Source organism: Corynebacterium sp. A21 (genome assembly GCF_052266655.1).
GTDB lineage: Bacteria > Actinomycetota > Actinomycetes > Mycobacteriales > Mycobacteriaceae > Corynebacterium.
Genome location: NZ_JBQPQY010000002.1, coordinates 440,940 through 465,532 on the forward strand (window position 1 = coordinate 440,940; position 24,593 = coordinate 465,532).

Sequence of the window (24,593 nt, forward strand, 5' to 3'; positions counted from 1 at the left end):
TTCCGGTGGCTGGAACGGCAAAACCCGCCCCCCATAGTAAGAGGCGGGTTTCATCCCGGAATTTCTGTGGTGTTTATTCCAGGGCCGAGGGGTCCATGTAGACGATCTCCCAGCCGTGCCCCTCAAGGTCATCGAAGGCGGCGCCGTACATCGGCCCCTGCGCCTCTGGCTCACGGGTGATCGTGCCGCCGGCTTGTTTCGCGCGACGGATCAACTCATCGACATCGGCGGTGCTCTCAGCGCCGAGAGCGTTGAGCACCTCGCGGGGGCCGTTGGCGGCCACGGTCTCACGGTCATGGAAACCGGAGAAGGTGTCCTGCTGGAGCAACATGACCACAATGTGGTCGCTGATTTCAAAGGAATTGGTGGTTTCATCACTGAAGACCAGGTTCTGCTTGAATCCCAACGCGAGGTAGAAATCGCGCTGGGCGGCCAGATCAGTAACTGGAAGGTTGATGAAGACTTGCTCGTGCTGAAGTCGGATGGGCCGGGGTGCGTTCATCGTGAAACTCCTACTTTGCCTTAAAGGCAAGTGATGGTGAGATCTCCGAGAGTGCCGAACCGAGCGGTGAACTTCGAACCGTGTTCCAAAAATACAGCGTCAGTCAATGCGCCGCTAAGGACAATGCTACCGGCCGGAAGAGACTGCCCGCGAGCACTGATTTCATTGACCGCATCCGCCACCGCCTGCGCCGGATCCCCCAGGACCGCAGCGCCGGTCGCGGTAGCCACGATCTCACCGTCGACCAGCAACTCCACCGACTCGTTGATCAGGTCAAACTCCCCCACCTTGAGGTGGGCGGAGCCGAGGACGAATCCTGCCGAGGAGGCATTGTCGGCGATAACATCGGCGAGCGTGAAGCTGAAGTTGCGGTAGCGGGAGTCAATGATCTCGAAAGCGGCGGTGGCGTAGTCCGTGGCTTCCTTCACATCATTGCGGGTGCAGTTCGGCCCCTTGAGCTCCCGCCCCAGAATGAAGGCGATCTCCGGCTCAATACGCGGGTGAATATAATCGGCGACTTTGATGGGCTCACCATTGCAACGCTGGTGGGCATCGGTGAGCCAGCCGCTCAGCGGGGCAGCAACCCCCATCTGCTCCTGCTTGGCCACGCTGGTCAGGCCAAGCTTGAAGCCGATCAGCTCCTCCCCGCCCGCAATTCGGGCCGCAATCAGTGTCCGCTGAACCTCATAGGCGGTGTCCGCATCCAGACCCGGCCATTCTTCAGTGATCCGGCCGCGGTCCTGCTTGAGTTTCTCAGCCCGGAGCAGTGCACCCACTGCGGAATCAACATCATCGATCGGCATGTGTGCCACCCTTCGTATCGCCCGAAAAAGTGGGCCATGTCATGTCCTATACCATCAAGGGTAACCCTCACCCTGATATTCGGGAGAATAAACCCCCATGAATCGGAGACCACACGGACCATGAGCGCCCAAAAAGGACCCCCCGCCACTCCCGAGCACATTGTCGACGATTCCGGTCATCCCAGAATTCTGAGCCCCATCGACATCTTCATAGATAATGAAGCCGCCACGCCTGAGCTTTTCACCATTGCCTTCATTTTCAGCCTCTCCACCACCGAGAGCCCGAAGTCACTGCTCCTTTCCCGCGGCCCGGGTCAGGCACCGGGCCATATCTGGGTGGAAGCCGATGATCCGGAGCATGGTTTCCATGCCACTGGGGTCCGCTGGAAGGTCGATGGCCTGCTGTTGACCCTCGAGTTGACTGATGGCCACACATTTCACTGGAACGGCAGCACCACCGTGACGGTGGAACTGATGGAGTCCCGCGCCCGTGGGGTGAATTCCTGTCTGGGCCAGATCTTCGCGGAGCCAGATCCCGGGATCACGGCGTTGCTGAAAAAGCAGGACCCCGGCGACCATGCGAACTTGGAGCGGTAGAAACTGCCGTGCTAGCCTTATCGCTGTCTCGGCGAGGGTACTCTAGGGTGCCGTTATCGACGCGATTGTGATTCACATGCTTGTCCCGTACGGATCCTTAAAAGAGGGTCAGCGGAATATTTCCAAGCCTGCGAAGACTCGACGAGAACACATGTTTTCGACAGTCGGTCGCAGGCTTTTCTCATTCCCACCGCCATCTGGTGGACGGTGAATGCGGCCGAGAAACTTCATTCCCCACTCTCTTAAGGATCGCATAATGTCTGCAACTTACCCCACTGTTCCGGCCGCTGCCCGCACCGAATTCGGCAAGGGCATCGCCCGTCGTCTGCGCGTCGCTGGCCAGGTCCCCGGCGTCATCTACGCCCCGCAGACTGAGACCATTCACTTCTCCGTCGACCTGATCGCGCTGACCGCCGTCGTCCGTAACCACGGTGTCAACGCTGTCATCGAGATCGACCTCGAGGGCGAGAAGCACCTCACCATGATCAAGTTCATCGATCAGAACGTCCTGACCCTGAACATCGACCACATCGACCTCCTCGCCATCAAGCGCGGCGAAAAGGTCGAGGTCGAGGTCCCGGTCATCATCGAAGGCGAGCCGGCACCGGGCACCATGTCCGTCCAGGAGACCGACACCCTCCGCATCGAGGCTGACGTCCTGAACATTCCGGAAGAGCTCATCGTCTCTGTCGAGGGCCTGGAGTTCGGTACCCGCATCAACGCCGGCGACATCCAGATCGGCGACGCCACCCTGATCGACGATGCCGATCTGATGATCGCCAACATCGTCTACCCGGAGGTCGAGGAAGAAGAGACCACCGAAGAGACTGCCGCGGCTGCAGAGTAATTCTGCTTCCGGCACCTCTCCGCTGAGTGGTAACGCCCCTGGGTCCGGCACGATTTTCGTGTCGGACCCAGGGGTTTTCCTATCTCAGCCAACCATCTTCTGCATGAAGGGCGCCACCACCGACCTCGAGATTCGACAGTCCAGCACATAGGTTCCGAGTTCCCCACTGGCCACCCAACCCTGGAATTCCACCAGGTCAGCCAGCCGATTAATCACTTTCCCCTTGGCTCCCAAGGCACCCAGTACCGCTGCGAAATTCACCTCCGGGATCAGCATCGGCTCCTCCGCCAGGCCCTGGCTGCCATAGTGGTGGATCTCCGCGCCATAGGCGGCGTCATTGCACACCAGCACCACTCCCCGGTGCGCGGTCCGGATGAAGCTCTCAGCATCAGCCAGGCCCATGAGGGCCCCGCCGTCACCGGTGACCAGGACACTCAGCCGCCCGGTTCCCGCCGCCGCGGCGACCCCCACGGCCGTCGCAAAGCCGAGTCCGATGGACTCGAAGTGGGTGCCGAGCAGGATGATGCGGTCCGGCGCGGCGTGCTCCAGGTAGGTGTTCGCCCAACCGAGGAAATGCCCGCCATCAGTGGCGATGATCCGCTCGGGCGGCAGAATCCGGTCGATCTCCCGCAGCAGCGGGCGGGGATCGAGCCGCCCGTCCGCGGCGAACTCAGTTCCCGACGGGCGGGCCAGCGGCTGCCCCACCCGATGCTCCCGCTCCCCCGGCTCAAACCCCTCAGCCCGCAGCTGTGCCAACAGCTCATCGCTCACCGCTCCGACCTCGCCCCGGAGGAAGTGGTCCACCCGCGGGCTGGTCAATTCCGCTTTCAGGTCCACCTGAAACACCCTTGCCGTGGGTGAGAAGGCTCGGCCGGAGGCCAGGGTGAACCTGTTCAGCCCGGCACCGAGTACCAACACCACATCCGCGCGCCGGATCTCCGCCGCCGCCCCCACCGCGGCGAAACCGCCACAGACCCCGAGGTCCCGGAAAGATTCCCCACCATGGAACAGCCCCCGGGCCGGGGCACTGGTGACAACATCGGCCCGCAACAGCGCTGCCAGCTCACGCACGCTTATCGACGCCCCACGGGCCCCGCGCCCCGCGAGCAGCAGCGGCTGCCGGGCCCCCTTCAGCGCACGCAGCAACTCAGCCACCTCCGGGATCGGTGGCCCAGGTTCCGGTTCAACTTCGGGCACCGCAGCGAAGCTGGCGGGAAGAGCTGCCAGCTCATAGGGGATCTCCAACACCACTGGGGTGCGCTGACTCAGCGCATGCTGCAGCGCCCGGTGCGTCACCGCCACGGCGTCCGCCACGGTGGCGGTGAAGGTCTCCACCCCCACCGCCGCCGCCAGACCATGCTGATCCACCCCGAGATTCGTCCCGGGATTCGTCCCGGTGACAAGGATCAGCGGCGTGCCGGCTAGGGCGGCTTCGCTGAGCGAGGTCAAGGTATTGGTGAAGCCGGGACCGTAGGTGGTGGTGGCCACGGCGGGGCGTCGATTCACCCGGTGATAGGCATCGGCGGCAGCGACGGCGGCCACCTCATGTCTCACGGTGATCAGCCCCGGCCCGAGCCTTTCCACCGCATCAACGAACCAGGCGTTGCCGTTTCCCATGATGCCGAAGAAGGCATCCACGCGTGGGATGAGAACCCGGGCGATGACCTCGGAGAGCGAATATTCAACCATGACGTATTCACCCTAAGTCGACATCGACGGCTCCCGCAACCACCCCTGACACAGCTGTGCCAGAATATGGCAGGTGACTGACCTGAATTCCCCCTTCCTCATCGTCGGCCTGGGTAACCCCGGCCCCAACTACGCCGCCACCCGCCACAACATCGGTTTCGGGGTGATCGATGAACTCGCCGGCCGCGCTGCCCCGATGCCGGGGAGTTTCAGCGTGCACAAACGCTCCAATGCCGAGATCTCCGAGATCCGGCTCGGGGCCACCAAGGTGGTGCTGGCCAAGCCCCGGACCTTCATGAACCTCTCCGGCGGGCCGGTCAAGTCCCTGGCAGACTTCTTCAAGGTGCCCCCGGCGCAGATCATCCTCATCCACGATGATCTGGATCTGGATTTCACCGCCGTGAAACTCCGGCCGGCCGGTGGTGGGGACCGCGGGCATAATGGCCTGCGCTCGACCACCAAATCCCTGGGCACCAAGGACTATCTACGGCTCTCGGTCGGAATCGGACGTCCACCGGGCCGGATGGATCCGGCGGACTACGTGCTCAAACCTTTCAGCCGGGCCGAGCAGGCGGATCTGCCCATCATCTACGCCGATGCCGCCGACCTGGTCGAAGAAGCCGTGGGAGAGCGCTGAACGCGGCGTCGATAAGCAGCCTTGAACAGTAGCTGAGGGCGGGCACCCGGTTTCCCGGGTGCCCGCCCTCACGTTCTCATGATCCAGCCGCCTGTATTAGACGGTGATCTCGTCGACTTCCTCGGTGTCGTGCTGACGTGCGATCTTGTGGAGGTTGTACTCCCACTCCTGCAGCTCGACCGGCAGCTCACCCTTGGTGGGATCCTTCAGGTATTCACGACGGTCGGCGTCATAATCCCAGAGCCAGTCCGCGTACTTGAACCAGCCGGTGCCCTCCGCGGAGCGGAAGGTCTCGTTGCGGATCAGACGGGAGAGTCCGTCGACGTGCCAGAGCTCGCCCCAGAAACGGCCGATGGTCTGGATGCGGGAGCAACGCGGTGCGCGCTCTGCGGAGACATCCGCCAGGATCTCACCCCAGTTGAGCTCGCCCTTCTCGGCGGCCTGGGAGGCGAAGAGCGCCAGGCACTCGGAGTCCTCCATGGCCATGACCGCACCGGAGGCCAGGTACTGCAGCGGCGGGTGGGCGGCATCGCCCAGGACGATGACACGCTCGCTGACCTTGTAGTTATCTAGCGGTTCACGGTCAGCCATCTGCCACCAGGTGTCCAGCCACATGTTGTCCAGCCGCCCCTGGATGAACTCGTTGGTGTGGTCGAAGGCGTTCTTGAACTCATCGTTGTTGCCCCAGTCCTCCGGAACCTCGGTGCCGTTGGTCAGGGAGTCGAGGTAGCGCGGAGACTGGAAGACCGCCACCTGATTGAGCAATTCGCCGCCGCGCAACGGGTACTGGATGAAGTGGCAGCGCGGGCCGATGTAGCCGACCACGGCGTTGAGGTCCTTCATCGACGCATCCTCAGCCAGCTTCGAGGTACCGCGGTAGGCGACATAGGCGGAGGGCACCGGATCATCGATGACGATCTTCTTGCGGAAGGCGGAGTGGGTGCCGTCGAAGGCGATCAGCAGATCAGCCTCGGCCTGGAACCTGGATCCGTCCTCACGGTTCTCGATGTCAGCGAGCACCCCGGCACCGGTGTCCTGGGCATCGTGGACGTGCATGCCGTTGAGTAACGTGGCACCAGCCTCCTGCGCCGCCTCAACCAGGATGGACAGCAGGTCCGAACGGTGGATGACCAGGTACTGGCCACCGTAGTGCTGCTGGAATTCTTCGCCGAAGTCCATGGTCAAAATCGTCTCTGCGGTGATGGCGTCACGGAACTGCATTTCCTTCGGCAGGTAACCTGCCGCGAAGACGCGCTCCTTGAGGCCCCACTTCTCCAGCATCTTCACACCGTGCGGCCCGATCTGCAGGCCGGCACCGACCTCCTTGAACTCCGGTGCCCGCTCATAGAGGGTCACCTCAGCACCACGCTGGGCGAGGGCGAGGGCGCCGGAGGCACCGCCGATGCCACCGCCCGAGATGATAATCTTCGAGCCCTTGAGCTCCTCGGACTTGGGAAGAGAGGTCTGAGACATTATTGAAATTCCTTTCCAGGGGTCTTTCCAGGGGATTATGGGAGAAACTGCGGCACTGGCGGTTTAGGCAACCGATTCTGTGACAGCGTAACGCTTGTTCGAACGACTGCTGATGCTCAGCAGGATGACCAGAGAAGCTGCCGAGAGCAGTGCCGAACAGCCGAAGAGCAGGTAGTTGGAACCGACACCCAGGCCCCAGCCCAACAGCAGGCCCGCCAGCTGCGGGGCGAGAACCGCTCCGATACGTCCGACGCCCAGTGCCCAACCCAGTGCGGTACCGCGCAGCTTGTGCGGGTAGAACTGGGCGATGGCCGAAATGATCAGGATCTGGGTGCCGTGGGTACCCACGCCCGCCAGAATCAGGATCACATAGACCGCGATCACCGGCGGCTCGGTGAGCAGGAACAACAGTGCGATCCCGGCGACACCAGCGGCAACGACACCGGAACGCAGCGGACCGAACTTATCGCCGGCCCAGGCGGTGATGATGGAGCCGATCACCGCACCGAGGTTCAACGCCAGGGTGAAGTTCAGCGCCGCACCGAAGTCATAGCCCTCCTCCTGCATCAGCTTCGGCAGCCAGGTACCCAGGCCGTACCAGGCCAGCAGAGTAACAAAGGTGGCCAGGGCGAACCAGATCGAAATCATCCGGTAGCGAGCACCGAGCAGGTCCTTGAAGCCGACCTCAGCGCCGGAGGTGTCGCCGACCTCCGATACATGCGACGCATCTGCGACACCCTCACGGGCGGCGTAATCAGCTTCGATCTCCTTGTCCGTGGGAATGACCTTCAGGGCAAGCGGCAGACCGAAGGCGATCGGGATGAGTGCGATGAGGAACATGAAGCGCCAGCCCCACTCATCGTGGGAGGGGACGACAAACTGTGCGACAACAGCGGCGATGGAGCCACCGATCGGCACACCGGACATCATCACGGTGGACCACTTTGACATGGTCTGGCGTGGCACCAGATCAGCGACCATGGCATTTACCGAGGGCACCAGACCACCAAGGCCGATGCCCGCAAGCAGACGGAGCGCGCCGAAAATCCAAGGATTCGGAGCAAACGCACAGAGCAGGGTGAAGACCGAGAGAATCACCACGGAACCGATGACGGCGGCCTTGCGGCCGATCCGATCGGAAAGGCGACCGATGTAGACGGCACCGATCACCATGCCGACGAAAGCGGTGGAACCGATCGTGCCGGCGGTGGCGGCCGTGAGATTCCACTCCTCCATGAGGGAGGACTGGACGGTGCCGTAGACGATGAGGTCATAACCATCGAAAACGACGAAGAACCAGCCGAGCAGCACGGCAGCCAACCGGCGTCCGCTGATCCCCAGGATCTGGAAGCCCTTTTCGGATGCGCCGATCCCCTGGGATTCGGGAGCCGTGGTGCCTACGGCGCCCGACTGCGGTGTGTATGAGGTAGATGCCATATGAACATGATCGGGGTGACAGGGGTTACAATCAAAAGTATTCCACATAGCGGAAGGACGAGATATCTTTTACCCAGGATCCACCCATGGCCCACCCCCGAAGGAGTATCTCCAGTCGGCGGACCTAGCACTTCTACTGATTCTGATGCTGCGAGAGTCGGGAAGCCTCACCGTTTCGGGGGCTGCTGAGAAGCTCGGAATCGGCCAGTCAACGGTACATCGCTCCCTCTCGATGCTGGTGTATCGCGGCTTCGCCAGCCGTAGCGAATCCCGCACCTACCTCACCGGCCCCGCGCTCTCCGGCACCGGCCTGGAGCCCGGAATCGGCAGCGAGCTCATCAATGTCTGCCGGGACCACATGCTTGCCATAACCGGGGAGACTGGTGAGACCTGCCACCTGCTGGTCATGGTGGGAAACAAGATCCACTTCCTCTTCACCACAGAAGGCACCCAGCCGGTGAGGGTGGGCAATCGTCGGGGCCAGGTCATGCCGGCTGAACAGAATTCCGGTGGACTCGCCATGCTGGCCGAGTGCTCCCCTGCTGAGCTGCGGGTTCTCTATCCGAAGCTCAGTGAGGATGAGTTCACCGCTTTCCGACGCCGACTCCACCGCACCCGCACCCGGGGCTTCGCGATCAACAACGGCATGTTCGAGCATGATGTCTCCGCAGTGGGCACCTGCCTCCGCAATGATCTGGGCGATACCCTCGGGGCTCTCACCCTGGCCACTCCGACTTCCCGGTTCCGCTCAGTCCACGTCAAATGTGCCGAATCCCTGCTCAAACACACCCGCGACCTGAACCGGCGACTAGAGTCGGTGAACATGCCCATGAACTCCCACCAGGGGTAGGGAATCCCACCCCCACGCGCTGGAAGATTCAAATATTCCGGAGAGTGGAATTTCTTTGAGTCACTCTCCCGAAGACCTTATGTTCGGAGTCACAACCTCTCACGTCTGCAGCCTTTCGATCTGCAGCACCCCGAAAGGAGACATCCCGTTATGGGCAATGTCGACAAGAACGACTACACCGACAAGCACGTCGCTTTCACTCCGCCGCCGCTGACTCCCGAGGAGGAGAAGGAGCTGCAGGAGATGTACGGCCAGATGGATGAGCTGCACATGAAGCCCCTGTGGAACCAGATCGGCGGCCTCATGCCGAACTCTCCGCAGCCGCAGGCCATTGCCCACAAGTGGGACTGGGAGAAGCTCTATAAGCTGGCCGCCCGCTCCGGCGAGCTGGTCCCCGTCGGCCGTGGCGGCGAGCGTCGCGCCATCGGTCTGGCCAACCCCGGCCTGGGTGGCCCGACCTACATCGCCCCCACACTCTGGGCGGCGATCCAGTACCTGGCCCCGGGCGAAAACGCCCCGGAGCACCGCCACTCCCAGAACGCCTTCCGCTTCGTCATTGAGGGCGAAGGTGTCTGGACCGTGGTCAACGGCGACGCTGTCCCGATGCGCCGCGGCGACTTCCTGCTCACCCCGGGCTGGAACTTCCACGGCCACCACAACATCGCCACCGAGCCGATGGCCTGGCTCGATGGCCTGGACATCCCTTTCGCCTATCAGATGGACACCGGCTTCTTCGAGTACGGCTCCGAGAAGCTGACGGATGAGTCCACCCCGGATTACTCCCGCTCCGAGCGTCTCTGGGCCCACCCGGGTCTACGTCCGCTGGCTTTCCCAGGCGCTCACGTCTCCTCCCCCATCGGCCGTTACGCCTGGGAGCACACCGACGCCGCGCTGAAGGACCAACTCGCACTGGAGGACGCCGGCTTCCCTGGTGTTGTCGCACCCGGCCACGCCGCCATCCGCTTCACCAACCCGAGCACCGGTGGCGATGTCATGTCCACCATCCGGGCCGAGTTCCACCGCCTGCGCCCGGGCGCTGAGACCACCCCGATCCACGAGGTGGGAAACCGTGTCTTCCAGGTCTTCGAGGGTTCTGCCACCATTAATGTCGGTGATAAGACCTTTGAAGTGAAGCACGGCGACGTGGTCAATGTACCGTCGTGGCAGAAGTGGTCTGTCGGCGCCGGCGCTGAAGGCGTCGACCTGTTCTGCTTCTCTGATCATCCGATCTTCGAGGCTCTTCACCTCAACCGCACTTTTACTCCGGAAGGAATCTAAACAACAATGCGTCTTGCAACCATTCGCTCCAACGAGGGCACCTTTGCCGCTCGCGTCGAGACCGACACCACCGCCACCCCGATCGAGGGCTACGCCAACGTCGGCGATCTGCTGCAGGTTGAGAACTGGCGCGAGATCGCCGAGAAGGCCGCCGGCGAGGCAGTCGAGTTCGGCGAGAAGGAACTCGAAGCTGTCGTTCCGGCCCCGAAGAAGATCGTCTGTGTCGGCCTGAACTACGCCAACCACATCAAGGAGATGGGTCGCGAGCTGCCGGAGAACCCCACCCTCTTCGTCAAGTTCCCGGAGGCCCTGACCGGCCCCTTCGACGATGTCCTGGTTCCGGACTACGCCAACGGCCAGCTGGACTGGGAAGGCGAGCTCGCCATCGTCATCGGCAAGCGCGCACGTCGCGTCAAGGCTGCGGATGCCAAGGACTTCATCGCCGGTTACGCCGTCATGAACGACTACACCATGCGCGACTACCAGTACCGCACCCTCCAGTGGCACCAGGGCAAGTCCTTCGAGAAGACCTCCGGTTTTGGCCCGTGGATGACCACCACTGACTCCTTCGAGTTCGGTGGCGAACTGGCCACCTTCCTGGGCGAGCAGAAGGTCCAGACCACCCCGACCAACGACCTGGTCTTCGGCCCCGAGGCCCTGATTGAATACATCTCCCACATCTACCCGCTGGATGCCGGCGACGTCATCGTCACCGGTACCCCGGGTGGCGTCGGCCACGCCCGCAAGCCCGGCATGTACATCGGCGACGGCGATATCGTCAAGGTCCAGATCGAGGGCCTGGGTCACGTGGCCAACAAGACGGTGTTCGAGTAATGACCGATTCCTTCCACGATCTCCCGATCGAGGAGCGACTTTCCCTGGCTCGACGTGGCACCGCCCACTACTCCGGCCAGCTGGCGCTGCTCGAGAATGATGAATTCTCTGAGTCCACCGCGCTCGAGGGGTGGACCCGCAACCATCTGATCGCACACGTCGGCTACAACGCCGCCGCGGTGTCGAACCTGATGCACTGGGCCACCACCGGCGAGGAAACTCCGATGTATGAGTCTCCGAAGGCCCGTGGCGAGGAAATCGAATACGGCGCAACCCTGAATGCGGATGCGCTGCGCAACCTCCACGATCACACGGTCGCCCGCCTGGATGTCGCCTGGCGCGACGCCCCGGAGGCTGCCTGGACCGCCGAGGTTCTCACCGCCCAGGGGCGCACCGTCCCTGCTGCTGAGACCCTGTGGATGCGCTCCCGCGAGGTCTGGATCCACGCGGTGGATCTGGGCGTTCACGCAACCTTCAGCGACATTCCCGAGGTTGTCCTCAACACGCTGCTGCACGAGATTCCGGGCAAGTGGCGCGGAAACGGTGCCGGTGCCGGCCTGGTGCTGGTCAATGACACCACCGGCGAGCGCATCGAGGTCTCCCCGGCCGACGATGCCAATCCGCTCACCGAGATCCACGGTGATCTGCCGGGCCTGGTCCGCTGGACCGCCGGCCGCGACGCCCGTGGCGTCACCTCCCCCCAGGGCGAGGTTCCGGAGCCGCCGCGCTGGCTCTAGCCACCGCGTACTCCCCTACATAGTGATCCCGTCCACCCCTGCTGTTGAGGGGTGGACGGGATCTTTGTCTCGCGGCCACAGAGATTAACCAGCGCGGGATTTCTACCAGCGGCGGGCGAGCTTGAGTTCCTTGGGGAGGTTCACATCATCCCGATCGAAGGCGCCGGATTTCATGAGTCGGCTGTACACCACCGGGCAGCGCTTACAGCGCGGGTTGGATCGGCAGCACTTGGTCTTGACCTTCACACCCAATGGGTTGAGGGCCACCTTCGATCCGCTTTTATCACGGCCATGCTTAGCAGGTCCATGCTTCTTCTTACTCATGATATGAGTGTAGGGGATCACAATTGCCATAAATAGGGCCTGCGGAACACCTCCCCCAAGTTAGGGTAACCACCCCTAAATGATCTGGGAATTTCCCGGGGAGACTCACCCCCGAAGGTCACTGAGCCGGGCCCGGAATCATCGTCCAGGCCCGGCTCAGTCAATCCAGCAGTAACCTCGCAGGATCAGAGATCAACCGGGTTCGCACGATGCGGCAGTACCCGCGGACGGGAGTCAGCGATGTGCTCAACCACACGGATCACCTGGTTGGAGTAGCCGAACTCGTTGTCATACCAGACGTAGAGCACCAGGTGCTTGCCGTTGGCGATGGTGGCCAGCCCATCCACGACCCCGGCATGGGTCGAGCCGACAAAGTCGGAGGAGACCACGTCCGGAGAGTCGATGAAGTCGATCTGCTGGCGCAGGTTGGAGTGCAGGGAGACCTTGCGGAGGAAGTTGTTGACTTCCTCGCGCTCGGCGTCCTTCGCCAGGGTCAGGTTCAGCACAGCCATGGAGACATCCGGGGTGGGCACGCGGATGGCGTTGCCGGTGAGCTTGCCCTCGAACTCCGGAAGAGCCTTGGCGACAGCCTTGGCGGCACCGGTCTCAGTGATCACCATGTTCAGCCCGGCTGCCCGGCCACGGCGCGGGCCGCTGTGGAAGTTGTCGATGAGGTTCTGGTCGTTGGTGAAGGAGTGCACGGTCTCGACGTGGCCGTGTTCGACACCGTAGCGGTCGTTGATGACCTTCAGGACCGGGGTGATGCCGTTGGTGGTGCAGGAAGCCGCGGTGACGATCTTGTCCTCGGCGGTGATATCACCGTGGTTGATGCCGTAGACCACGTTCTTCAGCTCCCCCTTGCCCGGCGCGGTCAGCACCACCTTGGCCACACCCTTGGCGTTGAGGTGCTGGGACAGGCCCTCGCGGTCGCGCCAGCGGCCGGTGTTGTCCACGACGATGGCTTCATTGATGCCGTAGGCGGTGTAGTCGACGGTGGCCGGATCATTGGAGTAGATCATCTGGATCTTGGTGCCGTTGGCCCAGATGATGTTGTTCTCCTCATCGACGGTGATCATGCCGTCGAAAGCACCATGGACGGAGTCGCGTCGCAGCAATGAGGCACGCTTGACCAGGTCACCCTCCCCCTTGCTGCGGACCACGACGGCGCGCAGGCGGACGCCACCATAGGTGGCTTCGCGGGCGATGAGGATCCGGGCCAGCAGGCGGCCGATGCGGCCGAAGCCGTAGAGGACGACGTCGGTGTGGCGCTTTTCAGCGTCCGTGCCGATCAGGTCAGCGAGTTCAGTTTCGAGGTAGGTGCGCAGTGCCGCGTCATCGCCGCCGCCCTGCTTTTCAAAGCCGGCGGCCAAGCTGCCGACGTCAATGGATCCGGTGCCCAGGTCGAGCTCGAGGAGCTGCTGGAGGACCGGCAGGGTCCTAGCCGGGTCGAGCTCCCGCTCGGTCACACGGCGGGCATAACGGTGCGACTTCAGGATGTCGACTGCGGTCACGTTGACAAGAAGGCGTCCAAAGATGGAGGCGACCACATTGTGGTCTCGGTGCAGGCGGCTGATCAGCGGCAGCATCTGCTCCGCGATGGTGATCCGCTCAGTCCAGTCATTGCTATGTTCGGCCATGGGTGTGGGCTCCTCCGGGGTACACGATAAGTGCTGCTTAGCACCCATGACCATAGCCCAGCCCAGGGTACCCAAATATGCTTAGCTCACCCTAAGAAGCACTGGTAGTATCATTCCTCTTCTGTGGCTCCGGCTGGACACCTCTTCCGAACCCTGGGCTACCCTCAACCCGTCCCGCTGGTCCCTATTGCGGTGGTGCCGGCGGCATCTCACCACCGGGATCACCCTCCGGACCACCGCCCATGGAGTTGTCCTATGCGGTGGTGGCCTTGATCGGCACATCGATCGTCATGGTGTAGCCCGAGGTAGCATCACCGCTGACCTTAGCCATCTGCTGCTCCCAGCCATCGCGGAAGATCCCGTCCCGCGCCAAGGTGATGTTGCTCAGTTTGTCAGCGGACCTCTCGTAGGCAGCCCCACCATAAACCTCGGCGCAGGTCTTCTCCGGAATCGCGATCTGGGAGGTGAGGATGTTATTGCCGGCGTCAGTGATGGATCCGCGGTCCGGGAAGACCTCAAAGTGAATGTGTGGCCAGCGGCCGGCATAACAACCGGGGACGATCGAGGTGAAGGTGACCTGCCCCGTCTCATCACTGATCTGCACGCCACGCAGGAAGGTCTCCTCCGTGACATCGGTGCCGTACATGGAGTACCGGCCCAACCCATCGCAATGCCAGACATAGACCGCGGCACCGACCATCGGGGCATTGTCCGCGGTCAGGTCGATCAGGTTCATGCTCAGGGTGATCGGCACGCCCGCCACGCTCATGTCACCTTCGAGGCTGCTGCGGATATCGCTGCGCTCGATGCCGGAGATCTCGAGGACATCAGGGCCGTTGGAGCCATCGCCCGGGTAAGGTCCGGCGGTCTCGGAGTTCATCTCCGTCAGGGTCGCCGCCGCAGCGCTGCTTGTCGACGCCGCGGTGGTCCCGCTGGCCTGGGTGCCGCCGCCACCTGGCGCGCAGGCGGCCAGCGCCACTCCACCGACACCGAGGCCGAACAGGCCTAATAGCTTGCGTCGACTGAAGACTGTACCGAGGTCGAAGCGAAGCCCCTGGTCCTCGAGGTCCTCATGCGGGCGGACGAGGGTTCTTCCCTCAAAGGACGGGCGGTGATTCATGGCTGGACCTTTCTGGCGTTAATGCCGCACCTCTCGGCGGCTCCGTAGTGAACTTATGGCGCCTACCTAGAGAGGTTCCCGGGATTTACCGGGTGGTTTCCGTGAGCTCTCCGGGAAGATCCTGCACCAGTTCCGCGAAAATCTCCGCTGCCGGGGCCTGCCGTGTCTCCGCGGCCCCGATACCGGCCAGGCAATAGGCGAAGTCCGGGTTGCTTCGCCGCGGTGCCAGCAGTGGATTCAGGTAGGGATAGATCGGCGGGGTGTCCGGGTGCTCCCGGGTATAGCGCGTGATAGCGCCGCGGGCCACCCGCCCGGAAAAGGCTCGGGTGGCCACGGTCGCTGGGGCCCCCGCCAGGATCTCACGGTTGGCCACACTCGTTCCGGATTCCGTGGCACGGAGGAAGGCGGTACCGCAGGACACCGCCCGAACCTCCGCTCGGCCAAGATAGGCGGCCACCTGGGCCGGGGTTCCGATGCCCCCGGCGGCGATCAACGGCACACCGAGCCCGAGCTTCGCGACGTCGTCAAGCAGCTGCGGCAGGGCGCGCTCATCCGGGGTGGCGGGCACCTGCCAGGTGGAGCGGTGCCCGCCGGCTTCTGGCCCCTGCACCACCAGGGCATCGGCACCCGCAGCGACAGCGGTGGCGGCATCCGCCGGGTTGGTGACGGTGACCCAGGCTTCGATGCCGGCCTCCTGCAGCGACGCGATCTCCGCCGCCGAGAGCGGTCCGAAGGTGGAACTCAGCGCCAATGGGCGGTGCCGGGTGTTGAGTACGGCCTGTAGTTTCGCCTCCCAACCATTGCGGTAATCGACCTCCGGTAGTTCCGCCACCCCGAGCTGCTCGCGCACCCGGTTCACCTCAGCAAGATCTGGCAGGGGTTCCTGGCGGGCGAAGAGATTGACCGCATAGGGGCCGCGCAGCTGCGCGAGATCCTCGCTCAGCCGCGCCGCACTGATGGTGCCGGCGGCGAGAAAACCCAGTCCCCCGGCCGCGCCGACCGCCATCACCAGCGCCGGGGTAGAGGGACCGCCGGCCATCGGTGCGGCGATCACGGGATACTTCAAGCCATCAAGAATGCCCATGCCAACAGGCTATATGAGAAGATGAGCGCCGTGCTCAGTTTCTCAGACCTCATCGCCCGACTCCGCGGCCGTCGTACCGGTTCCCCTGCCACAGCTCCGCTGCCCGAGCTCGATCCCGACTGGTTGATCATCGGCCTGGGCAACCCCGGGGCGAAGTACGCCCCCACCCGCCACAATGTCGGCTACATGGCCCTTGATGATCTACTCGCCGCAGAGGGCACCCTGCTCAGCCCACTCCCGGGCAGCAAGGCGGAGGTCGCCCAGGTGGAGTGGGAGGGACAGAAGGTACTGCTGCTCCGCTCGACCACCTTCATGAACCACAGCGGCCAGGCCATTGCCCCGCTCTGCGGAAAATACGGCATTGCGGCCGATCATGTGGTAGTCATCCACGATGAACTCGACCTGCCCACCGGGAAGGTGCGGGTCAAGCTCGGCGGCAATGAAAACGGCCACAACGGCCTCAAATCCACCACCGCAGAGCTGGACACCCGGGAATATCTTCGCGTGCGCATCGGTATCTCCCGGCCGCCGCAGGGGATGCCCGTGCCGGACTATGTGCTCTCCCCCATCGATCCGGACGCGGGTCTCGACACGGCAATCTCCACTGCCGCCGATGCCGCCCGGCTGCTGGTCACCCAAGGGCTGCCGCGGGCACAGAACACCATCCACGCCCGCTGAGCGAGGTCGTGCAGGCCCTAAGATGAGAGTTCTTTCATGGCTCTCTCATATTCAGTTCATATGCGCTGACCAGGCGGTTTCTAATTTTTGGGGCGTCTGACCGAGGCTGGCGGGCGAGTTCAATAGCTGTTGTAATCCCAGTCATGGCCAGCGCACCGGCCACAGCGCCCCACCCCGGCGGCGCTAGACACTCACACTGAACTTAGGAGCACACCATGGATATTGCGGCCATCATCGCCAGCCTTCTGGCCCTGCTTTCCCCGATCCTCGGCGGCGGCGCCAACGTCCCCGCCCTGCCAGCACTCTCCTCCCAGGTCGCCGACTTTGATGATTGGGATGACCGGTGGGATGACAACGACGACTGGGACGATGACGATTGGGATGATTAATCCCACCTGACCCCCGGCCGACTCAATTACCAGACCGCGCCTCGGCAAGGCCTGGAAGACAACTATGACCCACCTCGGAGGAATCCGAGGTGGGTCATAGTTTTTTCAAGCAGCAGCGTTTTTAAGGAGCAGCTACTACTTGTTCATGATGGTGACAGCATCTTCGAGGGAGGTCAGCATGCCCTCGAGCGCATCGGCACGACGCTCGCCCGGCGCGAAGCCGCTGTCATCGGCATCGGCGAAGATGGACAATTCCACCTGGTTGCGGATGTCGATCTGGGCGAAGTTGGAGACGATCTGACGCCACTGCTCGATGGCGCGGATGGCGTTGGAGGCACCGTATCCGACAAAGCCGACCGGCTTGCGGAACCACTCGGCGCCCAGGGAATCATAGGCGTTCTTCATCGGGCCGGGGACGCCGTGGTTGTACTCCGGGGTGACGAAGATGAAGCCATCGCAACCGTCAATGGCCTTGGACCAGTCATTGACGTTCTCATTATCGTACTGCTTGTTGGCCGCGCCGGGGACGACGTTGCTGGTCAGCAGCGGAACATTGAAGGCCTTGAGATCGACGATCTCATAGTCGAAACCCTCGGTGCCACGGGCCTGTGCACCCTCGAGCACCCACTGGGCCACGCCTTCGCCGAAACGTCCTTCGCGGACACTGCCAATGATGATGCCGATCTTCATGTGGATCTCCTCTTAAAAAGTTTAAGCCAACCATTGTTGATACGTCACACAAATGATACTACCGGTCCGGGGACATGGCAACCATAACAGCTGAAGTGGGCGGGAGATTCCAGGTAAATCTCCAGCTCACCCCTAAACGTATCCGCCTATCGGGCCGTCCCGGAACCACCCACCACAAGCCGTGGACCACGCGGCTAGGGTCAGGTCCACTCCACCGGCTATCCTTGATACCCATGAGTTCTCCGACTGCCGCCGCCGAGGCATCCCGCCGCCGCACCTTCGCCGTCATCGCCCACCCCGACGCCGGTAAGTCCACCCTGACCGAGGCTTTGGCGCTGCACGCGCACATCATCTCCGAGGCCGGTGCCACCCACGGCAAGGCCGGCCGAAAAGCAACCGTCTCTGACTGGATGGAGATGGAAAAGGACCGCGGCATCTCCATCGCCTCCTCCGCCCTGCAGTTCGAATACTCCCCCGAGAACCATCAGGGCGAGCCGTACATGATCAACCTGGTGGACACCCCCGGTCACGCCGACTTCTCGGAGGACACCTACCGCGTGCTCACCGCCGTCGATGCCGCGGTCATGCTTATCGACGCCGCGAAGGGCCTGGAGCCCCAGACCCTCAAGCTCTTCCGCGTCTGCAAGGCCCGCGGCCTGCCGATCATCACCGTGATCAACAAGTGGGACCGCGTCGGCCGGGAACCGCTGGAACTGGTCGACGAGATTGTCACCCAGATCGGTCTGCAGCCGACCCCGCTGTACTGGCCGGTCGGCGAGGCCGGCGATTTCCGTGGCCTGGCCAAGGTCGGCGAGGAGGGCGAGGTCGAGGAATACGTCAACTTCCTCCGTACCGCAGGTGGTTCCACCATCGCCCCGGAGAAGTTCTACACCGCAGAACAGGCCCTGGCTAAAGAAGGCGAGGCGTGGGAAACCGCCGCGGAGGAGGCCGAACTGCTCGCCGCCGATGGTGCGCTGCACGATCAGGAGCTCTTCGAGAACTGTGAGACCTCGCCGCTGATCTTCGCCTCCGCGATGCTCAACTTCGGGGTCCACCAGATCCTGGACACCCTCTGCACCCTGGCCCCGGAACCCCACGGCCGTGAAGCCGATCCGAAGGCCCTGGAAACCGCCACCAGCGCGATGGATGAAAAGCGCGAGACCGAAGATGACTTCTCCGGCGTGGTCTTCAAGGTCCAGGCCGGCATGGACCGCAACCACCGCGATACTCTGGCCTTCATGCGCGTGGTCTCCGGCGAGTTCGACCGGGGCATGCAGGTCACCCACGCCCAGTCGGGCCGGAGCTTCTCCACCAAGTACGCATTGACCGTCTTCGGCCGCACCCGCTCCACCGTCGAGACCGCCTACCCCGGCGATATCGTCGGCTTGGTCAACGCCGGTTCGTTGGCTCCCGGTGACACCATCTTCGAGGGCCGTAAGATCCAGTTCCCGCCGATGCCGCAGTTCGCCCCCGAATACTTCCGCACCCTGCGCGCGAAGTCCCTGGGCAAGTACAAGCAGTTCCGCAAGGCGCTGGAGCAGCTCGATTCCGAGGGCGTGGTCCAGATCCTCAAGAACGATGCCCGCGGCGACGCCGCCCCGGTCATGGCTGCGGTCGGCCCGATGCAGTTCGAGGTCATGCAGGCCCGCATGGCGGTCGAGTACAACGTCGAAACCGTCGCCGACCCGGTGCCTTATTCGGTGGCCCGACGTACCGACGCCGAAACCGCCCCGCTGCTGGCCCGTCAACGTGGCGTGGAGATCTTCACCCGCACCGATGGGGTACTCATCGCACTCTTCGGCGATAAGTGGCGCCTGCAGTTCATCGAGAAGGAGAACCCGAGCTTCACCCTCGATCCGATGGTCGCAGACTAGGAAACCATGGGTTTCCTTGACCGCTTCCGTCGCTCCGGCCCAAAACGTATCGACGTCCCCGAGCACCTCCCGCCGGTGGAGGTCTCGACGTTGCACGTGCGCACCGCGGAACAACTTGTCGTGCTACTCACCAGCCTCGAGGGCGTCCACGCGCTCGCCGATGCCGCACGCTCCCGCACCGCGGTGCAGCTTCGTTGTGGGGATGCCCGTCCGGTGAGTCTGATCCCGGTGCCACATGAGCGGTCCGTGCCCACCCTGGATCCGAAGCTGGGCTGGCTGATCCCGGCCTCCCCGGCGGTGTGCGCAGAGCTGGCGCGGCTCAGTGGCCCCGGTGAATATGAGCTGGCGAATCTCAACCTGGCGGTGGTGGTGGAGTAGCTGCTACTCCCCGGCTTTCAGCTGTGCCTGTGCTTCCCGGAGTTGCTTGCGCAGCACCTGGGTCTGATCCCATTTCACGCTGACATCCCGCATGATCGCGGCAATGCCCTCGATCTGCCCGGCCTCATCCTTGAGCATGGTGATGGAGAATTCCAGGGCCACCTTGGAGCCATCGGCACGTACGCCCGGTACCGAAAGCGGCTCGTGGCCATAACGGGTCTCCCCGGATTCAATGACCTGGTCCCAGCCGGTCCAGTGGGCGCGCCGGTGCTTCGCCGGGATAATGATGTCCAGGGACTGGCCGAGCGCTTCTTCCGGTGACTGCCCGAAAAGGGCTTCCGCACCGGCATTCCAGAGTCGGATCTTACCTTCGCGGTCCGCATAGATCACAGCATCACTGGTTTCAGTGAAGATCCGGGTGGCCAACTCATTGCTATTCTCGGCGGACATCTGAGACTTCCTCACTTTTAGACGATAGAACTCGTGAATAATGATTTCTGCCATCATTCTTACCCCAACCGAGGTGCGCCGCGGGCGGGAAAGCGAGCGTCGAATAGCATCTTTTCAGAGCAGGGAAACAGCGCCGAAGACGATGAGCACCACCGCAACCAGATATCCGGCCAGCTTGACCATCAGTTCCCGGCGGGTGCGCATCGCCTCGAAGGCGCGCCCCATCGGACTGTAGGGGTAGTTGCGCACCAGACCAATGAAGACCGCAGCCAGGGCCGGCAGGCTCAGCGCCAGGCTGGCATAGACCACCATTCCGGCATAGCGGATCCACACGCTGTAGTCCCCGGCGGACAGCACCGCCAGACCCGCATAGAAGGGAACGGAGGTCAACGACTGCACAATGCCCAGCCCCAGTCCCACCAACACCGTCTTATAGGAGGGCCGCTGCAGCGGGCCGAGCAGCCGGGCGATCATCTTCTCATCACCTTCCCCGGAGCCGCGGAGCGCCAGGAGCAGGGACAGTAGACCAGCACCGATGAGTAGGATTCCGTAAATCGGCGACTCCAGCGCCTCCTCGACCAGATCACCCAGGCCGTCGAAGATCGCCATGACCGCCAGCGCCAGGAGGAAGACCCCGAGCCAGTCGCCGGCGACCAGCAGGGCGGACACCTTCTTATAGGGGCCACTGCGCGGCAGCATGATACCCAGGCCGACGATGACGCCGATCAGGAGGACGTTGAGTGAGTCCAGCAGCGCATAAGACACGGCGTAGAGCATCGGGTCACCTACTTCAGTGGGGAGATCAGGCGGAACATACTGCAGAATACGTTGCCCACGGACTTTCACCCCACATGGCTCCCACGCGGTGCCCAAGGTGGGGTGCGGATCACGGTGAATTTATGACGACGGACCGGCGGGCTCCACTTCCAGCACTTTTGGCCCAAAATTAACCGTGCCGCCACCGAGTGGAAAGTTAGGGTGACCCCGAAGTAGCGGAAAACTCCCCCTGTATTAGCCCGGTTCCGCTGCCGAAACCCTTCTTTCTGCCTACATTAGGGGGAAGGACACCGCTCAGGCGGTGCCATTCCACCTGTCCTCAATCTCCTGGGAGCAAAAGTGAAGATCGCGATTCTCGGTGGTGACGGATTCTGCGGCTGGCCCGCATCCCTGCACCTGTCCGATCAGGGACATGATGTTGTCATCCTCGACAACCTTTCCCGGCGCCGAATCGACGAGGAGCTCGGTACCGAGTCCCTGACCCCGATCCGGGACATCGAAGAACGCCTCAGCGCCTGGCGCGAGGTCTCCGGCAAGGAGATCGGTTTCGAGCAGCTCGACATCGCCCGCGACTATGAGGGCCTGCTGACTTTCCTGCAGCGGTTCCAGCCCGATGCCGTGGTCCACTTCGCCGAGCAGCGGGCAGCCCCCTACTCCATGAAGTCCGCCGGCCATAAGCGCTACACCGTGGACAACAACACCAACGCCACCCATAACATGCTGGCTGCCATCGTGGAATCCGGCCTGGACATCCATGTCGTCCACCTGGGCACCATGGGCGTCTACGGCTACGGCACCGCCGGCATGAAGATCCCGGAGGGCTACCTCGATGTCGAGGTCGCTCCGGAAGGGACCGGCGACAATATCGAGCAGCAGATCCTCTACCCCTCCAACCCGGGTTCGATCTACCACATGACCAAGGTGCTCGATCAGCATCTCTTCGCCTTCTACGCCAAGAATGACTCCCTGCGCATCACCGATCTGCACCAGGGCATCATCTGGGGAACCCACACCCCGCAGACCGAGAAGGACGAGCGCCTGATCAACCGCTTCGACTACGACGGCGACTACGGCACCGTGCTCAACCGCTTCCTGATGCAGGCCGCCGTCGGCTATCCGCTGACCGTCCACGGCACCGGTGGTCAGACCCGCGCCTTCATTCACCTGCGTGACATGGTCCGCTGTATTGAGATCGCCATCGACAACCCACCGACCGCCGGTGAGCGCGTCAAGATCTTCAACCAGATGACCGAGACCCACCGGGTGCGTGACCTGGCCAAGCTCATCGCCGAGATCTCCGGTGCAGAGGTGGAGATGGTCCCCAACCCGCGCAAGGAGTCCGCCGAGAATGAACTCCACGTGGTCAATGAGACCTTCCTCCAGCTGGGCCTGAAGCCCACCACGCTGTCCGAGGGCCTGCTCGTCGAGGTCGAGGAGACCGCCCGCCGGTACGCGGAGCGTGCCGATCTCTCCAAGATCCCCGCCCGTTCCCTGTGGACCACCCAGCAGTCCGCCGGTGAGCCGGAATCCGTGTCCCATCCGCAGCCCGCCGACGCGCTGCAGCGCTAACCACCCTCCCAGGAGTACAACCAGCGCATGCGTATCGCGATGTTCACCGAGGTCTTCCTGCCGAAGATCGACGGTGTGGTCACCAGGGTGACCCGAACCCTGGAACAGCTCGCCGAACTCGGTCATGAGGTGCTGATCTTCGCACCCGGTGACCCACCGGCGGTCTACTCCGGCTTCGAGGTGGTCAAAGTTCGCTCCATGTCTTTCTGGCCCGTCTATCCGGAGCTGGAGTACGGTCTTCCCACCCCGGCGATCGCGAAGCGGATGGCAGATTTCAAGCCGGATGTCGTGCATGCGGTCAACCCGATATGGTTAGCCGCCTTTGGGGTGCTCTCGGCAACCCGGCGCGACATTCCCCTGGTGGCCAGCTTCCACACCAATATCCCCGAGTACACCGATGAACTCAAGATCGGTTGGCTACGACGCCCCGCCGAGCACTGGATCCGCCTGCTGCACAATAAGGCGGAGCTGAACCTGTGTACCTCCGGCCCCATGGTGATCAAGGCCGGTGAAGTCGGCATCAACGATGTCGAGCTCTGGCCCAAGGCCGTGGACACCGTCGGGTACACCCCGGCGCGCCGCTCCCGGGAAATGCGCGAACGGCTCAGCGACGGCCACCCGGAGGCTCCCCTGGTGATCTATGTCGGCCGGATGAGCCGGGAGAAGAACCTGGACCTGCTGGCCAAGATCATGCCCGCACTCCGGGAACAGGTGCCCGGCGCCCGGCTGGCGATGGTCGGTTCCGGCCCACACCGCGATGAGCTGCAGAAGGTGCTGGATCCGGCGTGGACCACCTTCACCGGCTACATGTCCGGTGCCGAGCTGGCGGAGGCCTTCGCCTCTGGTGACGCCTTCGTCTTCCCCTCGCTGACTGAGACGCTGGGTCTGGTGGCCTTGGAGTCCATGGCTTCCGGCGTCCCGGTGGTGGGGGCCCGGGCCGGGGGCATCCCCTTCGTCATCGATGAGGGCGAGACCGGTTTTCTGGTTGATCCTGATGCTCCCGCGCAGGCCTGGGCCGAACCGTTGGCCACCCTGCTCCTGGACAAGGAGACCTTCAACCGGATGGGAGCGGCTGCCCGGGCCGAGGCGGAACAGCACTCCTGGCGCACCTCCACTGAGACGCTGGTGGAGATGTACGAGACCGCTATTGAAAGACACGTGACCAACCGGGGCTGAATCATCCTGGACTGGCACTGGCATGGCACGCCGGGACAATGGGAGGAGACTCCTGCTGTCCCGGCGCTGTGCGTTATCTGACTGCGCTTCTGCGCACTAAGCCTCAGCGCATGGCTGTGCGCAGCGGCGCGCAGATCTCGGTCCACCCCAGGCTGATATATGCGAAAGAACTTATTGCGCCGTGCGCACAGCCGCCACCAGCATTACGGTCTCCGAGGAGCTTCAACAGCAGACACTCTGCAAACTGCGCCACACAATTGACCAGGTCGGGCGAAATCACCCGGTGCCCACCCAAAACCGTATTGCCGCCTGACTCGGGTGGAAACGCCTATGCGGGGCTACACATCACCACACGAAGAGCGGAATTGAGCCACTTGAGGGTGAAACCAACCTGGCAATTTTGAAGAGTGGCCTCAACGAGCGGGTGGAAACGAAAAATAGGCACCGTCCTGCTGTTCCTTCCCGGCTTCGGGAGCGGGCTTCTCCTCCGGCATTACTTGATCCCCGTAGGAATCAGTGTTGAGGGGCTGGTGCGGTCGTGGATTATCGGATCGTTTATTTTCCTGATGATCATAGGAGGATTCCTGGCCGCCTTCGCTGCGGTTTTCTATCGCTACCGTCACCGCCATTATCTGGCCCTCGCCCTGGGGTGGGGGATCTGGGCTGGATTCCTGGTACATAGCCTGCTGATGTTTGCGCTGTCCCTCCTGATCCTTAAAGTTGGGATAACCCCCATCGGGTAGGGGTCTTCACCGGTGTTGTT

Annotated in this window: 25 protein-coding genes and 1 pseudogene; 14 read left to right on the forward strand and 12 right to left on the reverse strand. The window is 63.0% G+C overall.

The features are described from left to right. Window positions 1-73 precede the first annotated feature (73 nt). On the reverse strand, window positions 74-502 hold the full coding sequence (locus ACTU46_RS06200; RefSeq protein WP_443380360.1) for a VOC family protein: 429 nt from the start codon (window positions 500-502) through the stop codon (window positions 74-76). A gap of 20 nt (window positions 503-522) precedes the next feature. After that, window positions 523-1,305 carry a 2-keto-4-pentenoate hydratase gene (locus tag ACTU46_RS06205; RefSeq protein ID WP_443380361.1) on the reverse strand — a complete coding sequence of 261 codons (783 nt, stop codon included), beginning with the start codon at window positions 1,303-1,305 and terminating at the stop codon, window positions 523-525. A 120-nt stretch (window positions 1,306-1,425) separates the two neighbouring features. Between ACTU46_RS06205 and ACTU46_RS06210 the strand changes: the two genes are divergently transcribed. Both ACTU46_RS06210 and ACTU46_RS06215 read left to right on the forward strand, forming a co-directional pair. Continuing rightward, entirely contained in the window at window positions 1,426-1,902 is a 477-nt protein-coding gene (locus tag ACTU46_RS06210) for a hypothetical protein (RefSeq protein ID WP_443380362.1), read from the forward strand. A 256-nt stretch (window positions 1,903-2,158) separates the two neighbouring features. Further along, window positions 2,159-2,749, forward strand: coding sequence for a 50S ribosomal protein L25/general stress protein Ctc (locus ACTU46_RS06215; protein ID WP_443380363.1), 591 nt, complete (start codon window positions 2,159-2,161; stop codon window positions 2,747-2,749). Between the two features lie 84 nt (window positions 2,750-2,833). Here the strand turns inward: ACTU46_RS06215 and ACTU46_RS06220 are convergent, their stop codons facing one another. Further along, window positions 2,834-4,438 (reverse strand): thiamine pyrophosphate-binding protein, encoded by a 1,605-nt coding sequence (locus ACTU46_RS06220; RefSeq protein WP_443380364.1) that lies wholly within the window; start codon window positions 4,436-4,438, stop codon window positions 2,834-2,836. Between the two features lie 82 nt (window positions 4,439-4,520). On the opposite strand from ACTU46_RS06220, the gene pth (ACTU46_RS06225) reads away from it, so the two are divergent. Continuing rightward, complete coding sequence (pth, locus tag ACTU46_RS06225; RefSeq protein ID WP_443380415.1) at window positions 4,521-5,075, forward strand: aminoacyl-tRNA hydrolase; 555 nt, start codon at window positions 4,521-4,523, stop codon at window positions 5,073-5,075. A gap of 96 nt (window positions 5,076-5,171) precedes the next feature. On the opposite strand, the gene ACTU46_RS06230 is transcribed toward pth (ACTU46_RS06225), so the two are convergent. Together ACTU46_RS06230 and ACTU46_RS06235 are read right to left on the reverse strand one after the other, a co-directional pair. Next, window positions 5,172-6,548: an FAD-dependent monooxygenase gene (locus ACTU46_RS06230; RefSeq protein ID WP_443380365.1), complete on the reverse strand. Its 1,377-nt coding sequence runs from the start codon at window positions 6,546-6,548 to the stop codon at window positions 5,172-5,174. A gap of 63 nt (window positions 6,549-6,611) precedes the next feature. Then, the gene (locus ACTU46_RS06235; RefSeq protein ID WP_443380366.1) at window positions 6,612-7,985 is read right to left on the reverse strand and encodes an MFS transporter; all 1,374 of its coding nucleotides are present in this window, start codon (window positions 7,983-7,985) and stop codon (window positions 6,612-6,614) included. Window positions 7,986-8,130: 145 nt separating this feature from the next. On the opposite strand from ACTU46_RS06235, the gene ACTU46_RS06240 reads away from it, so the two are divergent. From ACTU46_RS06240 to ACTU46_RS06255, 4 genes are all read left to right on the forward strand, one after another. Beyond that, window positions 8,131-8,835 carry an IclR family transcriptional regulator gene (locus ACTU46_RS06240; RefSeq protein WP_443380367.1) on the forward strand — a complete coding sequence of 235 codons (705 nt, stop codon included), beginning with the start codon at window positions 8,131-8,133 and terminating at the stop codon, window positions 8,833-8,835. A 150-nt stretch (window positions 8,836-8,985) separates the two neighbouring features. Then, window positions 8,986-10,113 (forward strand): cupin domain-containing protein, encoded by a 1,128-nt coding sequence (locus tag ACTU46_RS06245; RefSeq protein WP_443380368.1) that lies wholly within the window; start codon window positions 8,986-8,988, stop codon window positions 10,111-10,113. Window positions 10,114-10,119: 6 nt separating this feature from the next. Beyond that, entirely contained in the window at window positions 10,120-10,947 is an 828-nt protein-coding gene (locus ACTU46_RS06250) for a fumarylacetoacetate hydrolase family protein (RefSeq protein WP_443380369.1), read from the forward strand. Beyond that, window positions 10,947-11,684, forward strand: coding sequence for a maleylpyruvate isomerase family mycothiol-dependent enzyme (locus tag ACTU46_RS06255; protein ID WP_443380370.1), 738 nt, complete (start codon window positions 10,947-10,949; stop codon window positions 11,682-11,684). The genes ACTU46_RS06250 and ACTU46_RS06255 overlap by 1 nt, the downstream gene beginning before the upstream one ends. Window positions 11,685-11,786: 102 nt before the next feature. Here ACTU46_RS06255 and ACTU46_RS06260 read toward each other — a convergent pair whose 3' ends face one another. From ACTU46_RS06260 to ACTU46_RS06275, 4 genes and pseudogenes are all read right to left on the reverse strand, one after another. After that, window positions 11,787-12,008 carry a hypothetical protein gene (locus ACTU46_RS06260; protein ID WP_443380371.1) on the reverse strand — a complete coding sequence of 74 codons (222 nt, stop codon included), beginning with the start codon at window positions 12,006-12,008 and terminating at the stop codon, window positions 11,787-11,789. 185 nt (window positions 12,009-12,193) lie between these two features. Continuing rightward, window positions 12,194-13,645, reverse strand: a complete 1,452-nt coding sequence (locus ACTU46_RS06265; protein WP_443380372.1) for a glyceraldehyde-3-phosphate dehydrogenase — start codon at window positions 13,643-13,645, stop codon at window positions 12,194-12,196. A gap of 184 nt (window positions 13,646-13,829) precedes the next feature. Then, window positions 13,830-14,765: pseudogene (locus tag ACTU46_RS06270) on the reverse strand (intradiol ring-cleavage dioxygenase). An 85-nt stretch (window positions 14,766-14,850) separates the two neighbouring features. Continuing rightward, the gene (locus tag ACTU46_RS06275) at window positions 14,851-15,849 is read right to left on the reverse strand and encodes an NAD(P)H-dependent flavin oxidoreductase (RefSeq protein ID WP_443380373.1); all 999 of its coding nucleotides are present in this window, start codon (window positions 15,847-15,849) and stop codon (window positions 14,851-14,853) included. A 21-nt stretch (window positions 15,850-15,870) separates the two neighbouring features. Between ACTU46_RS06275 and pth (ACTU46_RS06280) the strand changes: the two genes are divergently transcribed. Together pth (ACTU46_RS06280) and ACTU46_RS06285 are read left to right on the forward strand one after the other, a co-directional pair. Beyond that, entirely contained in the window at window positions 15,871-16,527 is a 657-nt protein-coding gene (gene pth, locus ACTU46_RS06280) for an aminoacyl-tRNA hydrolase (RefSeq protein ID WP_443380374.1), read from the forward strand. Between the two features lie 215 nt (window positions 16,528-16,742). Further along, entirely contained in the window at window positions 16,743-16,916 is a 174-nt protein-coding gene (locus ACTU46_RS06285) for a hypothetical protein (protein ID WP_443380375.1), read from the forward strand. A gap of 135 nt (window positions 16,917-17,051) precedes the next feature. Here ACTU46_RS06285 and ACTU46_RS06290 read toward each other — a convergent pair whose 3' ends face one another. Next, window positions 17,052-17,606 (reverse strand): NADPH-dependent FMN reductase, encoded by a 555-nt coding sequence (locus ACTU46_RS06290; protein ID WP_443380376.1) that lies wholly within the window; start codon window positions 17,604-17,606, stop codon window positions 17,052-17,054. 233 nt (window positions 17,607-17,839) lie between these two features. Between ACTU46_RS06290 and ACTU46_RS06295 the strand changes: the two genes are divergently transcribed. Beyond that, entirely contained in the window at window positions 17,840-19,480 is a 1,641-nt protein-coding gene (locus tag ACTU46_RS06295) for a peptide chain release factor 3 (protein ID WP_443380377.1), read from the forward strand. A gap of 6 nt (window positions 19,481-19,486) precedes the next feature. After that, complete coding sequence (locus tag ACTU46_RS06300) at window positions 19,487-19,858, forward strand: hypothetical protein (RefSeq protein ID WP_443380378.1); 372 nt, start codon at window positions 19,487-19,489, stop codon at window positions 19,856-19,858. Between the two features lie 3 nt (window positions 19,859-19,861). Here the strand turns inward: ACTU46_RS06300 and ACTU46_RS06305 are convergent, their stop codons facing one another. Further along, complete coding sequence (locus ACTU46_RS06305; protein ID WP_443380379.1) at window positions 19,862-20,308, reverse strand: PAS domain-containing protein; 447 nt, start codon at window positions 20,306-20,308, stop codon at window positions 19,862-19,864. Window positions 20,309-20,422: 114 nt separating this feature from the next. Next, window positions 20,423-21,085 carry a hypothetical protein gene (locus ACTU46_RS06310; protein WP_443380380.1) on the reverse strand — a complete coding sequence of 221 codons (663 nt, stop codon included), beginning with the start codon at window positions 21,083-21,085 and terminating at the stop codon, window positions 20,423-20,425. A gap of 339 nt (window positions 21,086-21,424) precedes the next feature. Between ACTU46_RS06310 and ACTU46_RS06315 the strand changes: the two genes are divergently transcribed. The 3 genes from ACTU46_RS06315 (at window position 21,425) to ACTU46_RS06325 (ending at window position 24,573) form a co-directional block, all read left to right on the forward strand. Further along, the gene (locus ACTU46_RS06315) at window positions 21,425-22,654 is read left to right on the forward strand and encodes an NAD-dependent epimerase/dehydratase family protein (RefSeq protein ID WP_443380381.1); all 1,230 of its coding nucleotides are present in this window, start codon (window positions 21,425-21,427) and stop codon (window positions 22,652-22,654) included. 27 nt (window positions 22,655-22,681) lie between these two features. After that, window positions 22,682-23,830 (forward strand): glycosyltransferase family 4 protein, encoded by a 1,149-nt coding sequence (locus ACTU46_RS06320; protein ID WP_443380382.1) that lies wholly within the window; start codon window positions 22,682-22,684, stop codon window positions 23,828-23,830. A 407-nt stretch (window positions 23,831-24,237) separates the two neighbouring features. Continuing rightward, window positions 24,238-24,573 (forward strand): hypothetical protein, encoded by a 336-nt coding sequence (locus ACTU46_RS06325; RefSeq protein WP_443380383.1) that lies wholly within the window; start codon window positions 24,238-24,240, stop codon window positions 24,571-24,573. Window positions 24,574-24,593: the final 20 nt, after the last annotated feature.

What these genes read in the sequence shown, in the direction of transcription:
- ACTU46_RS06230 (WP_443380365.1), bottom strand. Translation starts at nt 6,548, where the DNA reads ATGTCTCAGACCTCTCTTCCCAAGTCCGAGGAGCTCAAGGGCTCGAAG.
- pth (WP_443380374.1), top strand. Translation starts at nt 15,871, where the DNA reads ATGAGCGCCGTGCTCAGTTTCTCAGACCTCATCGCCCGACTCCGCGGC.
- ACTU46_RS06265 (WP_443380372.1), bottom strand. Translation starts at nt 13,645, where the DNA reads ATGGCCGAACATAGCAATGACTGGACTGAGCGGATCACCATCGCGGAG.
- ACTU46_RS06295 (WP_443380377.1), top strand. Translation starts at nt 17,840, where the DNA reads ATGAGTTCTCCGACTGCCGCCGCCGAGGCATCCCGCCGCCGCACCTTC.
- ACTU46_RS06245 (WP_443380368.1), top strand. Translation starts at nt 8,986, where the DNA reads ATGGGCAATGTCGACAAGAACGACTACACCGACAAGCACGTCGCTTTC.
- ACTU46_RS06240 (WP_443380367.1), top strand. Translation starts at nt 8,131, where the DNA reads ATGCTGCGAGAGTCGGGAAGCCTCACCGTTTCGGGGGCTGCTGAGAAG.
- ACTU46_RS06305 (WP_443380379.1), bottom strand. Translation starts at nt 20,308, where the DNA reads ATGTCCGCCGAGAATAGCAATGAGTTGGCCACCCGGATCTTCACTGAA.
- ACTU46_RS06285 (WP_443380375.1), top strand. Translation starts at nt 16,743, where the DNA reads ATGGATATTGCGGCCATCATCGCCAGCCTTCTGGCCCTGCTTTCCCCG.
- ACTU46_RS06215 (WP_443380363.1), top strand. Translation starts at nt 2,159, where the DNA reads ATGTCTGCAACTTACCCCACTGTTCCGGCCGCTGCCCGCACCGAATTC.
- ACTU46_RS06255 (WP_443380370.1), top strand. Translation starts at nt 10,947, where the DNA reads ATGACCGATTCCTTCCACGATCTCCCGATCGAGGAGCGACTTTCCCTG.
- ACTU46_RS06250 (WP_443380369.1), top strand. Translation starts at nt 10,120, where the DNA reads ATGCGTCTTGCAACCATTCGCTCCAACGAGGGCACCTTTGCCGCTCGC.
- ACTU46_RS06300 (WP_443380378.1), top strand. Translation starts at nt 19,487, where the DNA reads ATGGGTTTCCTTGACCGCTTCCGTCGCTCCGGCCCAAAACGTATCGAC.
- ACTU46_RS06275 (WP_443380373.1), bottom strand. Translation starts at nt 15,849, where the DNA reads ATGGGCATTCTTGATGGCTTGAAGTATCCCGTGATCGCCGCACCGATG.
- ACTU46_RS06290 (WP_443380376.1), bottom strand. Translation starts at nt 17,606, where the DNA reads ATGAAGATCGGCATCATCATTGGCAGTGTCCGCGAAGGACGTTTCGGC.
- ACTU46_RS06220 (WP_443380364.1), bottom strand. Translation starts at nt 4,438, where the DNA reads ATGGTTGAATATTCGCTCTCCGAGGTCATCGCCCGGGTTCTCATCCCA.
- ACTU46_RS06200 (WP_443380360.1), bottom strand. Translation starts at nt 502, where the DNA reads ATGAACGCACCCCGGCCCATCCGACTTCAGCACGAGCAAGTCTTCATC.
- ACTU46_RS06210 (WP_443380362.1), top strand. Translation starts at nt 1,426, where the DNA reads ATGAGCGCCCAAAAAGGACCCCCCGCCACTCCCGAGCACATTGTCGAC.
- ACTU46_RS06205 (WP_443380361.1), bottom strand. Translation starts at nt 1,305, where the DNA reads ATGCCGATCGATGATGTTGATTCCGCAGTGGGTGCACTGCTCCGGGCT.
- ACTU46_RS06235 (WP_443380366.1), bottom strand. Translation starts at nt 7,985, where the DNA reads ATGGCATCTACCTCATACACACCGCAGTCGGGCGCCGTAGGCACCACG.
- ACTU46_RS06310 (WP_443380380.1), bottom strand. Translation starts at nt 21,085, where the DNA reads ATGCTCTACGCCGTGTCTTATGCGCTGCTGGACTCACTCAACGTCCTC.
- ACTU46_RS06260 (WP_443380371.1), bottom strand. Translation starts at nt 12,008, where the DNA reads ATGAGTAAGAAGAAGCATGGACCTGCTAAGCATGGCCGTGATAAAAGC.
- ACTU46_RS06320 (WP_443380382.1), top strand. Translation starts at nt 22,682, where the DNA reads ATGCGTATCGCGATGTTCACCGAGGTCTTCCTGCCGAAGATCGACGGT.